Below are 13,470 nucleotides of genomic sequence, written 5' to 3'. Positions count from 1 at the left end.
GGACGCGCGGTCGGGGGTCCTCACGGGGCGGGGCGGGCGGACCGCAGGATGTACAGGCTGATCAGGAGCGCCCAGGCGGGGAACACCAGCTCCGACCACGGCACGGAGGAGCCCACCACCAGCAGGACCAGTCCGGCCACGATCCCGGCCAGGCTCAGGGCGCGCGGGAAGACCCCGAGCTTGCGCCCGATGGTGGACGTCGCGAAGACGAAGACGGCGGCCATCCGCATGCCGTACGTCGTGAGCAGCTCGTAGGCGAAGTGGCGGCCGAAGTCCTGGGGCTGGTGGGCGGAGAGCACGGTCCCGGCGGCCGCCGCGGCGCCGAAGAGGGAGGCGACGAAGACCAGCCCGCTGCCCAGGAACACGGTGGCGACGAACCGGTCCTCGGCCTCTCCGGTGTGCGCGCGCACGGCGCCCATGAACCACAGGAAGGCGATGCCGGCGAAGGGCACCAGTTCCACGGCCGTGCTCAGCTCGCCGCGCTGTCCCGCGTCCAGCGCGACGGTGGAGCTGCCCGCTCCTTCCGGCAGCCCGAGACGGGCGAGCACGATGGCCGCGCCCAGCAGGACCGCGAAGACGATGCCCGCCACCCCCGCCGCCCGGGGCGTCTCCAGGTTCTGTGTCCGGGATGCGCCCGGTGATCGCTGCCTCATCCGTCCAGCAAGCCCGGCCGGGGGCCCGACTGCCAACGGGGTCACCCAGCCGGGTGACGCCCGTGACAGGGGTGCCGGCCGGCGGTCAGGGGTGATTAGGGGATCGGCGGCGCCCGCCGGCGGCCGTAGGTTTCTGCCGGAATCGGCACGGCATCGAGCGAAGGAGCACACCATGGCTGAGATCACCGAGACCCCCGAGGCGTGGACCACCGAGGTGTGGACGACCCCGGACTTCGTCGCCTTCGAGACCGCTTTCGAGGTCACCGCGTACGCCGCGCGTCTGGAGAAGTGAACCGGCCCTCGGGACGGCGGGAGCCGGCGGACACCGGCCCCCGCCACGGCCGCAGACAACGGACCACGGGCGGGAAACTGATATGACCACACTTCTGGGTGAGTCCGAGTTCATCGGCGCCCTGCGCGGGCTGTCCTCCTCGTACTGGGGCGCACACCCCTTCCACAAGCGGCTGCACAGCGGCGCCCTGGACCGGCGCGAGCTGCGGCTGTGGGCCGCGAACCGCTGGTACTACCAGCGCATGCTGCCGCAGAAGGACGCGGCGATCATCAGCAACTGTCCGCTGCCCGAGGTCCGGCGCGCCTGGGTCGACCGCCTCGCCTACCACGACGGCACCCCCGGCGACGAGGGCGGCATCGAGCGGTGGATGCGGCTGTGCGAGGCCGTGGGCCTGACCCGCGAGGAGGTGCTGGACGAACGGCACCTGCTGCCCGGGGTGCGGTTCGCGGTCGACGCGTACGTCACCTTCGCCCGCACCAAGCCGTGGACCGAGGCGGTCGCCTCGGGCCTGACGGAGATGTTCGCCGGGCACCTGATGACCCGCAGGGTCACCGACATGCTCGCCCACTACGACTGGATCCGTGCCGAGGACCTCGCCTACTTCACCGACCGGATCGAAGCGGTCTCCGGGGAGGGCAAGGGCACCCTCGACATCGTCGTCCGGTACGCCACCACCCGCGAGCAGCAGGACGCGGCCGTCGCCGCGCTCCGCTTCAAGTGCGAGGTGCTGTGGCTGATGCTCGACGCCATCGAACGCGCCGCCGTCACCGTGCACGGGTGACCGGGAACCGAACCTGCGAGACCTGCGAGAAGGAGTGGCCGTGGACCGGCCCGTACTCGGCCGCGGTGTGCGGCTCATCTACGACAAGACCCGGCAGACCCACGTCGTCCTGCACCCCGAGGGGGTGCTCGTGCCCAACCGCACGGCCGTGTCGGTACTGGAACTGTGCGACGGGGTGACGACCGTCCCGGGGATCGCCGAGGCGCTGGGCGCCACGTACGCCGGGGTGCGCGAGGAAGAGGTCGGCGCCGTGCTGACCCGGCTCACCGAGAACGGGGTCGTCCGATGGACCTGACCCCCGCACCGGCACCGGAGGCCGCCCCGCCGCTGGGGCTGCTCGCCGAACTCACCCACCGCTGCCCCCTGCACTGCGGCTACTGCTCCAACCCCCTCGAACTCATCGAGAGGGAGAAGGAGTTGAGTACCGAGCAGTGGACGCGGGTGTTCACCCAGGCTCGCGACATCGGCGTCCTCCAGGTGCACCTGTCCGGCGGCGAGCCGCTGGCCCGGCCCGACCTGCCCGAACTGGTCTCCCACGTGAGCGGCCTCGGTGCCTACGTCAACCTCGTGACGAGCGGCCTCGGCCTGACCGAAGCACGCCTCGCGGACCTGGCCGATCGCGGACTGGACCACGTACAGCTGTCGGTGCAGGGCGCGACGGCCGAGCGGGCCGACCTGCTCGCCGGCGCCAGGGCCCACCACCACAAGATCACCGCCGCGGCGCTGGTCCGCGCACGCGGCTTGCCGCTGACGGTCAACGCCGTCCTGCACCGCGGCAACCACGACCAGCTCGCCGGCCTCATCGAACTCGCCGAAGCCATGGGCGCGGACCGCCTGGAGCTCGCCAACACCCAGTACTACGGCTGGGCGCTGCGCAACCGGGCCGCCCTGATGCCCACGCCCGAACAGCTGGCGGCGGCAGAGCCGGTCGTCCGGGCCGCCATCGAGCGGCTCAAAGGCACGATGGAGATCGTGTACGTCCTCGCGGACTACTACGAGCCCTACCCCAAGCCGTGCATGCACGGCTGGGGCGCGCTCCAGCTCACGGTCGCCCCCGACGGCACCGTGCTGCCCTGCCCCGCGGCCAGTGCGATCACCACCCTCACCCTCGACAACGTCAAGGACACCCCCCTCGGCGACATCTGGTACAAGTCCGGCTCTTTCAACGCCTACCGCGGCGAGGAATGGATGCCGGACCTGTGCCGCAGCTGCGACCGGCGCGCCCTCGACCACGGCGGCTGCCGCTGCCAGGCGTTCCTGCTCACCGGGGACGCGGCCGCCACCGACCCCGTCTGCTCCAAGTCCGACCGGCGCGGCGTCGTCGACCTGCTGCTGGCCACGCCCGGCGCGGCTCCGCCCGAGATGGTCATGCGCGGACCCCGTCCGGTGGCGGCGGTGCACCGATGAAGGTCGTCCTGCTCGGCACCGCGGCCGGCGGCGGCTGCCCGCAGTGGAACTGCGCCTGCCCGGTGTGCACCTCGGGCGCGCCCGCCCGCTGCCAGGACGGCGTGGCCGTCAGCGCGAACGGCTGCGACTGGTACCTCGTGAACGCCTCGCCCGACGTGCGTACGCAGATCCTCGCGACCCCGGAGCTGGCGGCCGGCCCCGGCCCCCGCCAGACCCCGGTGCGCGGGGTGCTGCTCACGGACGCCGAACTCGACCACACCCTCGGCCTGATGATGCTCCGCGAAGGCGGAGGGCTGCGGGTATGGGCGAGCCGGACCGTGCTCGGGGCACTGGACGAGGGCTTCCCGGTGCGCCGGATCCTGGGCGGCTACAGCGGCTGGGAGTGGTCCGAACTGACCGCGGGCCGGGCCCGGGACATCGGGGGTCTGCGGGTCACGGCCTTCGCGGTCGGCGACAAACGCCCCAAGTACGCACGGGCGTCGGCCGCAGAAGGCCCCTGGGTGGTCGCCTACCGCTTCGACGACCCGGCCACGGGCGGCGCCTTCGTGTACGCGCCCTGCCTGGCCGGCTGGCCCGACGGCTTCGACGCCTTCACCGCGGGCGCCGGCTACGTGCTGCTCGACGGTACGTTCCACACGGCGCGGGAGTTCGGCGGTGCGACGGGCGCCGCCGGGACGACGGCCCCGCAGGCGGCGATGGGACACCTTCCGGTGGCCGGGGAGGGCGGCAGCCTGGAGCACGTGCGGCGGCTGCGCACCACACGGCCGGACACCCGGTGGGCGTACACGCACCTCAACAACACCAACCCGATGGCCGATCCGGACTCCAAGGAGCACCTGGAAGTCTGCGAGGCGGGAGCGGAGATCCCGGCGGACGGGACCCGCCTGGAACTCTGAGCTCCTGCACGCGACAGGGTCCGGCTGCCCCGACGGCAGCCGGACCCCTGCTCGTTCAGGACCGTGCGAGGCGCCGCCGCACCAGGCCGATCACCTCGGCGGCGTGCTCGTTCAGGTAGAAGTGCGAGCCGGTGAACCAGTGGAAGGACACGGGGCCCCGCGTGTGGTCGGTCCAGCCCTCGGCCTCCAGGGCGGTCACCTCCGGGTCGCTGTCCCCGTTCAGCACCACCACCGGGCAGTGCAGCGGCGGCCCCGGCCGGTACCGGTAGGTCTCCGCGGCCTTGTAGTCGCCGCGGATCGCCGGCAGCACCGCCCGCAGCAGTTCGTCGTCGGCGAGCACCGCGGGGTCCGTACCGCTCATCCCCTTGATGGTGGCCAGCAGCCGCTCGTCCGGGCCGAGGTGGATCCGCTCGTTCTCCCGGTGCCGGGACGGTGCCCGGCGGCCCGATGCGAACAGCGCCACCGGCGTGTGCCCGGCCTCCTCCAGCCGCAGCGCCACCTCGAAGCCGAGGGTCGCGCCGAGGCTGTGCCCGAACAGCGCCACCGGGCGGTCGCACCAGGGCAGCAGTTGCGCCACCACGCGGTCGGCGAGCTCCCGCACGTCGTCCAGGCACGGCTCGTGGCGGCGGTCCTGGCGGCCCGGGTACTGCACGGCCACCACGTCGGCCTGCGGGGACAGGGCCCGCGACACCGGGAAGTAGTAGCTGGCCGAGCCGCCCGCGTGCGGCAGGCAGACCAGCCGTACGGGTGCGTCCTCGGCGGGGTGGAAGCGGCGCAGCCAGGCGCCGGCGGTCGTGGTTGCGCTCATGTCGTTCGGCGTCCCGTTTCGTGAGGTGTGGTGCGGTGTCGGTGGGCCGGGGGCCGGCTCACCGGGCGGTCCAGGTGCCGGGCGGGCGCCAGCCGCGGGCCGGTCCCCAGGCCGCGGCCCGGGGTCCGTGCGCGGCGTCCGCGCCGGGGAGCTCCCGCTGCCCGCCGGCGGCGAGCAGCACGAGGCAGAGCGCGGCGAGTTCGCTGCTGTCGGGTGCCCCGCGCTCGATCCTCATCAGTGGTTCGGCCCGTTCGGCCCGTTCGGCCCGTTCGGTCATCGGGCGTGCTCCTCGCTCTCGCGTGCGGCGGTCAGAACGGCGGGTTGCCGTGCTTGCGTTCGGGCAGCGGCACGTGCTTGGCCCGCAGCGCCTCCAGGGCGTCCACCAGCACCTGCCGGGTCGTGGCCGGGTCGATGACGTCGTCCACGAGTCCGCGTTCGGCCGCGTAGTAGGGGTGCATCAGCTCTTGGCGGTACTGCTTGACGCGCTGCGCCCGCGCCGACTCCGGGTCGTCCGCGGCGGCGATCTCCCGGCGGAAGACGACGTTCGCGGCGCCCTCCGCACCCATGACCGCGATCTCGTTCGTGGGCCACGCGAACGACAGGTCCGCGCCGATCGAGCGCGAGTCCATGACGATGTACGCGCCGCCGTACGCCTTGCGCAGGATCACCTGCACCCGCGGCACCGTGGCCGCGCAGTACGCGTACAGCAGCTTCGCACCGTGCCGGATGACCCCGTTGTGCTCCTGGTCGCTGCCCGGCAGGAAGCCCGGCACGTCCACGAGCGTCACCAGCGGGATGCTGAAAGCGTCGCAGGTCTGCACGAACCGGGCGGCCTTCTCCGAGGCGTGGATGTCCAGCACCCCGGCGAGGGAGGCGGGCTGGTTGGCGACGATGCCGACGACATGCCCGTCCAGCCGGGCCAGTCCGCAGATGATGTTGGTGGCCCAGTTGGCGTGGACCTCGAACAGGTCGCCGTCGTCGACGATCTCCTCGATCACGGCGCGCATGTCGTACGAGCGGTTGGGGTCGGCCGGAACCAGGTCCGCCAAAGACCCGTTGCGCCGGTCGGCCGGATCGTCCGCCGCCACCGACGGCGGAAGCTCCCGGTTGTTGGAGGGCAGCAGCGACAGCAGGTGGCGCACCTCCTCCAGGCACTCCTCCTCCGTGTCGTACAGGAACGCGCTCGCGCCGGACACCGACGAGTGGACCTGCGCGCCGCCGAGGTCGTTGTGGCTGATCCGCTCGCCCGTCACGGCCTGCACCACGTCGGGACCGGTGATGTACATCTGCGCGATGTCACGGACCATGAACACGTAGTCCGTCAGGGCGGGCGAGTACGTCGCTCCGCCCGCACACGGCCCCAGCATCACGCTGATCTGCGGAATCACCCCGGAAGCCGCGACATTGCGGCGGAAGATCCCGCCGTAGCCGGCGAGCGCGGTCACGCCCTCCTGGATACGGGCCCCCGCGCCGTCGCTCAGCGAGACCAGCGGGGCGCCCGCAGCGACCGCCAGGTCCATCACCTTGTGGATCTTCTGCGCGTGGGCCTCGCCGAGCGAGCCGCCGAATATCCGGAAGTCGTGCGCGTACACGAACACCCGGCGGCCGTCGACCTTGCCCCAGCCCGTCACCACACCGTCGGTGTGCGGCCGGCGGTCCTCCAGCCCGAACCCGGAAGCCCGGTGGCGGCGCAGCTGCTCGATCTCCCGGAACGTACCCGGATCGAACAGCAGGTCCAGCCGCTCGCGCACCGTCAGCTTGCCCCGGGCGTGCTGCGCCTGCGACGCGCTCGGCGACGGGCCCAGCTCGGCTGACTCCTTGATCGCTCCCAGTTCGGCCACTCGGACGTTCACATCGGCAACTGTCATGCTCCACCCGTCTCTTCGCCTTGGGGGCCCGCGGGAGGCGGCGCCCTGGGCAGTGCGTGCCATTGAAGGCGCCCAGGGAGCGCACGGAGAACACCGACCACCCCCCTGACCGCGCCCGTAGCGCCCCGCACCCCCGCCCAGCAGGCACGTCGTCCCACCGGGCCGCGCGGCACGAGGCGCCGGACGCCGGCCGGACCGGCAGCGGGCAGGGTCAACACCTGGGGGGATAGGGGTGTCGCGCCCGTTCGCGACCGACCTAGCGTGCGATCACCCCGTGGCCGGAACCGCGCCCCGGGGCAATCGATACCGAGCTGGGAGCGTGCAGATGTCCGCGGGCTTCGATCCTGTCGCTGATGAACCGTCCGGCGCGGACGTCCGCCCGGGGGCCGAGCAGGCCGGCCGGCTGGCCGGACTCCCGCACAGCGAGCAGACCAGGCTGCTGCTCGACCTGGTCTGCGCGCAGACCGCCGAGATCCTCCGCAAGGCCAGGCCCGGCACCGAGCCCGCGGTCACGACCGGGACCTCCTTCAAGGAACTCGGCCTGGACTCCATCGGCATGGTCGACCTGCACGCCCGGATCAACGCCGCGACCGGCCTGGCCCTGCCCGTGACCGCCGCGTTCGACCACCCGAGCCCCGAACTGCTCGCCGCGTACGTACGCACGGAACTGCTCGGAGCCCCCGACGGAGCCCGCGCGCCGCGCACCGCCGAAGCCCCGAGCGCCCCGCGCCACGACGGCGAGCCCATCGCCGTCGTCGGCATCAGCGGACGGTTCCCCGGCGGTGTGCGCTCGGCCGAGGAACTGTGGGACCTCGTCTCCCGGGGCGCGAGCGCCGTCGGCCCCTTCCCCGACAACCGGGGCTGGGACCTCGACGCCCTCTTCGACGACGACCCCGCCACCCCCGGCACCTGCTACACCCGCACCGGCGGCTTCCTCCACGACGCCCCCGACTTCGACGCCGAGTTCTTCGGGATCGGGCCGCGCGAGGCGCTCGCCATGGACCCCCAGCAGCGGCTGCTGCTGGAGACGGCCTGGGAGGCCCTGGAGCGGACCGGGCTCGACCCGACCTCCCTGCGCGGCACCCGCACCGGCGTCTTCATCGGCGCCGGCCCCTCCGAGTACGGGCCCCGCGTACAGGACGCCCCCGACTCCCTGACCGGGTACCTCGTCACCGGCGGCGCCCTCAGCGTCACCTCGGGCCGGGTCGCCTACGCGCTCGGCCTGGAAGGCCCGGCCCTGACCGTCGACACCGCCTGCTCCGGGTCGCTGGTCTCCCTGCACCTGGCCGTGCAGTCGCTGCGCCGCGGCGAATGCTCGCTGGCCCTGGCCGGGGGTGTCACCGTACTGAGCACCCCCGGCCTGTTCACCGAGTTCAGCCGGCAGCGCGGCCTCGCCCCCGACGGACAGATCAAGGCCTTCGCGGCCGGCGCCGACGGAACCTCCTTCGCGGAGGGCGTCGGCCTGCTCGTCGTGGAACGCCTCGACGACGCCCGGCGCAACGGCCACCAGGTCCTCGCGGTCATCCGGGGTACGGCCGTCAACCAGGACGGCGCCAGCAACGGCCTCACCGCCCCCAGCGGCACCGCCCAGCAGCGCGTCATCCTCCAGGCGCTCGCCGACGCGGGCCTGTCCGCCGCCGAGGTCGACGCGGTGGAGGCGCACGGCACCGGCACCACGCTCGGCGACCCCATCGAGGCCCGGGCGCTGATCGAGACCTACGGCCGGGAGCGGCCCGAGGACCGGCCGCTGTGGCTGGGCTCGGTCAAGTCCAACCTGGGGCACACGCAGGCCGCGGCCGGTGTGGCCGGGCTGATGAAGATGATCATGGCGATGCGGCACGGTGTACTGCCGAAGACGCTGAACGTCGACGAGCCCACCGGCAACGTCGACTGGTCGGCGGGCACCGTCCGCCTGCTCACCGAGCCGGTGCCGTGGCCCGAGGACGGCGAGAGGCCCCGCAGGGCGGGCGTCTCCGGCTTCGGCATCAGCGGCACGAACGCCCACGTGATCGTGGAGGAAGCACCGCGCGGACCGCAGGACGGTGCCCGAGCCGCGCACGCTCAGGCCGCCGGGGCGGACCGGGAGGCCGAGGGGGCTCCGGACGTCGAAGTGCCCCCGACCTCCCCCGCGCGGCCCGCCCTCGTGCCCGTCAGCGCCCGCTCCGACGACGGCCTCCGCGCCCAGGCCGAGCGCCTGGCGGCCTTCCTCGCCGACCGCCCCGACCTCACCCCCGACGATCTCGGCCACGCCCTCGGCACCGGCCGCGCCGCCCTCGAACACCGCGCCACCGTCCTCGCCGCCGACCGCACCGAACTCCTCGACGCCCTGCACGCCCTCGCCGCCGGCCAGGCCACCCCCGCCACCCGCACCGGCACCCTGCCCGCCGGACGCCTCGCCTTCCTCTTCACCGGCCAGGGCAGCCAGCGCCTCGCCATGGGCCGGCAGTTGTACGACACCCACCCGGTGTTCGCGGACGCCCTGGCCGACGCCATCGGCTGGCTCGACCTCCAGCTCGACACCTCCCTGTGGGACGTCCTGTTCGCCGCCCCCGGCTCCGACGCCGCCGCACTGCTGGACGAGACCCGCTACGCGCAGACCGCCCTGTTCGCCGTCGAGGTCGCCCTGTTCCGGCTCGTCGAGTCCTGGGGCGTGCGCCCCGACTTCGTCGCCGGCCACTCGATCGGCGAGATCACCGCCGCGCACGTCGCGGGTGTCCTCAACCTGGAGGACGCCGCCACCCTCGTCGCCGCCCGCGGGCGGTTGATGCAGGAACTGCCCCCGGGCGGAGCCATGATCGCCGTCCAGGCCAACGAGACGGAACTCCTGCCCCTCCTCGGCGAACACCCCGAAGTCGCCGTCGCGGCCGTCAACGGCCCCGACGCCCTGGTGATCTCCGGCGAGGAGAACGCCGCACTGGCCCTCGCCGGCCACTTCGCCGCCCTGGGACGCAAGACCAAGCGGCTGCGCGTGAGCCACGCCTTCCACTCCCCGCTCATGGAACCGATGCTGGCCGAGTTCCGCCGCATCGCGGGTATCCTCGCCTACGCCCCGCCCGCGATCCCCCTCGTCTCCACCGTCACCGGCAGCCCCGCCACCTCCGAACAGCTCTGCTCGCCCGACTACTGGACCGGCCACGTCCGCGAGAGCGTCCGCTTTTCAGACGCCCTCGCCTGGCTGGCCGCCGACGGCGGCGTACGCACCTTCCTGGAGCTGGGCCCCGACGGCGTCCTCAGCGCGCTGGGCCGCGACTGCCTGCCCGAGGAGCGGGAGGCCGACACCGTCTTCGCGCCGCTGCTGCGCGCGGGCAAGGACGAGGTGCGCGAGGCGTTCGGCGCCGCCGCCCTCGCCCACGCCCGCGGTGCCCGGCTGGATTGGGAAGCCCTGTACGCGGGCCGCCCCACCCGCCGCGTGGACGGCCTCCCCACCTACGCCTTCCGCCCCAAGCGGTACTGGCTGACCCCGGACAAGACCATCGGGGACCCCTCGGGACTCGGCCAGCTCGCCGCGCAGCACCCGCTGCTCGGCTCGGTGGTCGCCCTCGCGGGCGCCGGCAGCACCGTACTCACCGGCCGCCTCTCGCTGCGCACCCACCCGTGGATCGCGGACCACACCATCGCCGGCACCACCCTGCTGCCGGGCACCGCCTTCGTGGAACTCGCCCTGCGGGCCGGCGCGGAAACCGGCTGCGTGCTAGTCGAGGAACTGACCCTGCACGCGCCGCTGGTACTGCCCGAGACGGGCGGCGTCGCCCTCCAGGTGCTGATCGCGGCCCCGGACCCGGCGGGCCGCCGGACCATCGAATGCCACTCCCGCACGGACGGCGCCGACGCGGCCGAGGACGGCTGGATCCGCCACGCCACCGGCGTCCTGGCCCCCGCGGCCCCCGCCGCCGAGGACACCAACCCCGGCGGGGTGTGGCCCCCGGCGGGCGCCGTGCCGCTGGACGTGTCCCACCTGTACGGCGACATGGCCGCCGAGGGCTACGGCTACGGGCCCTCCTTCCACGGCGTCCGCGCCGCCTGGCTCCTCGACGGCGAGGTGTTCGCGGACGTCGAACTCCCGCGGTCCGCCCGCGCCGAGGCCGCCGCCTTCGGTCTGCACCCGGCCCTGCTGGACGCCGCACTGCACCCCGCCGACCATGCCCTGGCCGCCCTCGGCAACCGGCCCGAAGGCACCTGGATCCCGTTCTCCTGGAACGGCGTCACCCTCCACGCCTCGGGCGCGGCCTCCGTACGGGTACGGATCACCGCCCGGAGCCGCGAGGAACTCACGGTGGACGTCACCGGCCCCGACGGTGCGCCCGTCGCCCGGGTCGAATCCCTGCTGCTGCGTGCCGTCACGGCGGCCCAGCTCGCGGGCGACCGCCCCGACCCGCTGCTGCACGTCCAGTGGAACCCGCTGGAACTCCCGGCGGAACGAGCAGGGTTCACGGCGCTCGCCGAAGGCGTCCCCGCACCGCTCGTCGTGTACCGCACCCTGCCGACCCCGGCCGGGGACCTGCCCGCCGCCGTCCGGGCCGTCACCGCCGACGCGCTGGCCGCCGTACAGGAGTGGCTGGCCGACGACCGGTACGCCGACTCCCGCCTCGTGGTCGTCACCCGCGGGGGCGCCGCCGTCCCCGGCACCGACGTCGACCTCGCGCAGGCGCCCGTCTGGGGGCTCGTGCGCTCCGCCGAGGCGGAGAACCCCGGCCGCTTCGTCCTCGTGGACACCGACCCGGCGGGCGAGGAAGCCCTCGGCCGGGCACTGGCCGCCGCCGGACGGGAACCCGAACTGGCCCTGCGCGGACACCGGTCGTACGTTCCACGGCTGGCCCCGGTCCCGGCCCCCGCCTCCGCCCCCGCCTCCGCCTCCGCCTCCGCAGAGGACCGGCCCTCCCCCTGGGACGGCACCGGAACCGTACTGATCACCGGCGGCACCGGCGGCGTCGGCGCCGCCCTCGCCCGCCACCTCGTCCGCCGCCACGGCGTGCGCCACCTGCTGCTCACCAGCCGGAGCGGCCCCGACGCCCCCGGCGCACGCGAACTCCTGGCCGACCTCGCCGAAATGGGCGCCGAGGCCGAGGTCAGCGCCACCGACGTCGCGGACCGGGACGCCCTCGCGGCGCTGCTCGCCGGCATCCCCGAGCAGTACCCGCTCAGCGCCGTCGTGCACGCGGCCGGAGTCATCGACGACGGGCTCGTCGGCTCCCTCACCCCCGCCCGGCTCGACACCGTGCTGCGCCCCAAGGTGGACGCCGCCTGGAACCTGCACGAGCTGACCGCGGACCTCGACCTCACCGCGTTCGTCCTGTTCTCCTCCGCCTCCACCGTCCTCGACGGCGCAGGCCAGGCCAACTACGCCGCCGCGAACCTCTTCCTCGACGCCCTCGCCGCCCGCCGCGCCGCCGCCGGGCAGGTCGTCACCTCCCTCGCCTGGGGCCTGTGGGCCGGCGACGCCGGCATGGGCGCCACCCTCGACGCCGCAGCCCTCACCCGCATCGAGCGCCTCGGCCTGGACTCCCTGTCCTTCGAGGAGAACCTCGCCCAGCTCGACGAGGCGCTGAGGGGACACGCACCGGCCGTGGTGCCCGTACGGGTCAACCACCGCGCCGTACGCGGACGCGGCGACGGCGTACCGACCCTGCTCCGGGCCCTCGTGCGCACCGCCGTGCGCCGCCCCGCCGCCGCGGCCGGTCCGGCCGCCACCGGCCCGGCGACCGGAGCGGCACCCCTCGCCGCGCAGCTCGCCGCACTCGGCGTCGCCGACCGCCTCGCCACCGTCCTGCTGCTGGTCCGCACCGAAGCCGCGGCCGTCCTCGGCTACCAGAGCGCCGAGGAGGTCACCGCCACCCGCGCCTTCACCGAGACCGGCTTCGACTCCCTGGCCGCCGTCGAACTGCGCAACCGCCTCTCCACCGCGACCGGGCTGCGGCTCAGCGCCACCCTGACCTTCGACTACCCCACGGCCACCGCCCTGGCCGAGCACCTCGTCACCAAGCTCCTCGGCGCGGCCGCCGCCCCCGCCGTCGCCCCGGCGCCGGGGCCCCGCCGGGAAACGTCCGACGACCCGGTCGTCATCGTCGGCATGGCCTGCCGCTACCCGGGCGGCGTCACCTCGCCCGAGGAGCTTTGGCAGCTCGTCGCCGAAGGTGCCGACGCCATCGGGCCCTTCCCGACCGACCGGGGCTGGGCGGGCGACCTCTACGACCCGGAGATCGGCAAGCCCGGCAAGACGTACTCCACGGACGGTGGATTCCTCTACGACGCCGCCCACTTCGACCCCGCCTTCTTCGGGATCAGCCCGCGCGAGGCCCAGGCCATGGACCCGCAGCAACGGCTGCTCCTCGAAGTCGCCTGGGAGACCTTCGAGCGCGCCGGGATCGACCCCCGCTCCGTCAAGGGCAGCAACACCGGTGTCTTCGCCGGCGTGATGTACCACGACTGGGGCCTGCGGCTGGGCCCGCTGCCCGAGGACGTGGCCGGCTACCACGGCAACGGCAGCCTCGCCAGCGTCGTCTCCGGCCGCGTCGCCTACACCCTGGGCCTGGAGGGCCCGGCGGTCAGCGTCGACACGGCGTGCTCGTCGTCCCTGGTGGCCCTGCACATGGCCGCGCGTTCCCTGCGCTCAGGGGAGTGCTCGCTGGCCCTGGCCGGCGGTGTCACCATCATGTCCACCCCCGACACCTTCCTGGACATGAGCCGCCAGCGCGGGCTGTCCCCGGACGGCCGGTGCAAGTCGTTCGGTGCGGGTGCCGACGGTACGGGCTGGGGTGAGGGTGCGGG

10 protein-coding genes are annotated in these 13,470 nt (G+C 74.1%); 6 read left to right on the top strand and 4 right to left on the bottom strand.

Annotated elements, in window-relative coordinates; translation table 11 throughout:
- Window positions 1-20 precede the first annotated feature (20 nt).
- Window positions 21-653: a hypothetical protein gene (locus IE207_RS30465; protein WP_190187567.1), complete on the bottom strand. Its 633-nt coding sequence runs from the start codon at window positions 651-653 to the stop codon at window positions 21-23.
- Between the two features lie 172 nt (window positions 654-825).
- On the opposite strand from IE207_RS30465, the gene pqqA reads away from it, so the two are divergent.
- From pqqA to pqqB, 5 genes are all read left to right on the top strand, one after another.
- Window positions 826-945 carry a pyrroloquinoline quinone precursor peptide PqqA gene (pqqA, locus tag IE207_RS30460; RefSeq protein WP_190187566.1) on the top strand — a complete coding sequence of 40 codons (120 nt, stop codon included), beginning with the start codon at window positions 826-828 and terminating at the stop codon, window positions 943-945.
- A gap of 82 nt (window positions 946-1,027) precedes the next feature.
- A complete protein-coding gene (pqqC, locus tag IE207_RS30455) occupies window positions 1,028-1,726 on the top strand; it encodes a pyrroloquinoline-quinone synthase PqqC (RefSeq protein WP_190187565.1) in 699 nt (232 codons plus the stop codon).
- 40 nt (window positions 1,727-1,766) lie between these two features.
- Window positions 1,767-2,021: a pyrroloquinoline quinone biosynthesis peptide chaperone PqqD gene (gene pqqD / locus IE207_RS30450; protein WP_229874163.1), complete on the top strand. Its 255-nt coding sequence runs from the start codon at window positions 1,767-1,769 to the stop codon at window positions 2,019-2,021.
- Entirely contained in the window at window positions 2,012-3,133 is a 1,122-nt protein-coding gene (gene pqqE, locus IE207_RS30445) for a pyrroloquinoline quinone biosynthesis protein PqqE (RefSeq protein ID WP_190187563.1), read from the top strand. Before pqqD ends, pqqE begins: the two co-directional genes overlap by 10 nt.
- Window positions 3,130-4,029 (top strand): pyrroloquinoline quinone biosynthesis protein PqqB, encoded by a 900-nt coding sequence (pqqB, locus tag IE207_RS30440; protein WP_190187562.1) that lies wholly within the window; start codon window positions 3,130-3,132, stop codon window positions 4,027-4,029. Before pqqE ends, pqqB begins: the two co-directional genes overlap by 4 nt.
- A gap of 55 nt (window positions 4,030-4,084) precedes the next feature.
- Here the strand turns inward: pqqB and IE207_RS30435 are convergent, their stop codons facing one another.
- From IE207_RS30435 to IE207_RS30425, 3 genes are read right to left on the bottom strand one after another with little or no spacing between them, the layout of a single operon-like run.
- Window positions 4,085-4,837, bottom strand: a complete 753-nt coding sequence (locus IE207_RS30435) for a thioesterase II family protein (RefSeq protein WP_190187561.1) — start codon at window positions 4,835-4,837, stop codon at window positions 4,085-4,087.
- Window positions 4,838-4,895: 58 nt separating this feature from the next.
- Window positions 4,896-5,114: an acyl-CoA carboxylase epsilon subunit gene (locus tag IE207_RS30430; protein ID WP_190187560.1), complete on the bottom strand. Its 219-nt coding sequence runs from the start codon at window positions 5,112-5,114 to the stop codon at window positions 4,896-4,898.
- 31 nt (window positions 5,115-5,145) lie between these two features.
- On the bottom strand, window positions 5,146-6,705 hold the full coding sequence (locus tag IE207_RS30425) for an acyl-CoA carboxylase subunit beta (protein WP_190187559.1): 1,560 nt from the start codon (window positions 6,703-6,705) through the stop codon (window positions 5,146-5,148).
- A gap of 319 nt (window positions 6,706-7,024) precedes the next feature.
- Here IE207_RS30425 and IE207_RS33570 point away from each other — a divergent pair.
- On the top strand, window positions 7,025-13,470 hold a 6,446-nt coding region (locus IE207_RS33570; protein ID WP_444545002.1), incomplete at its 3' end, for an SDR family NAD(P)-dependent oxidoreductase.

Origin of the sequence: Streptomyces cirratus (assembly GCF_014650775.1) — a bacterium.
Classification (GTDB): Bacteria; Actinomycetota; Actinomycetes; order Streptomycetales; family Streptomycetaceae; genus Streptomyces; species Streptomyces cirratus.
Note: the sequence above shows the minus strand (reverse complement) of the source record. Positions and strands in the feature narration are given on the sequence as shown.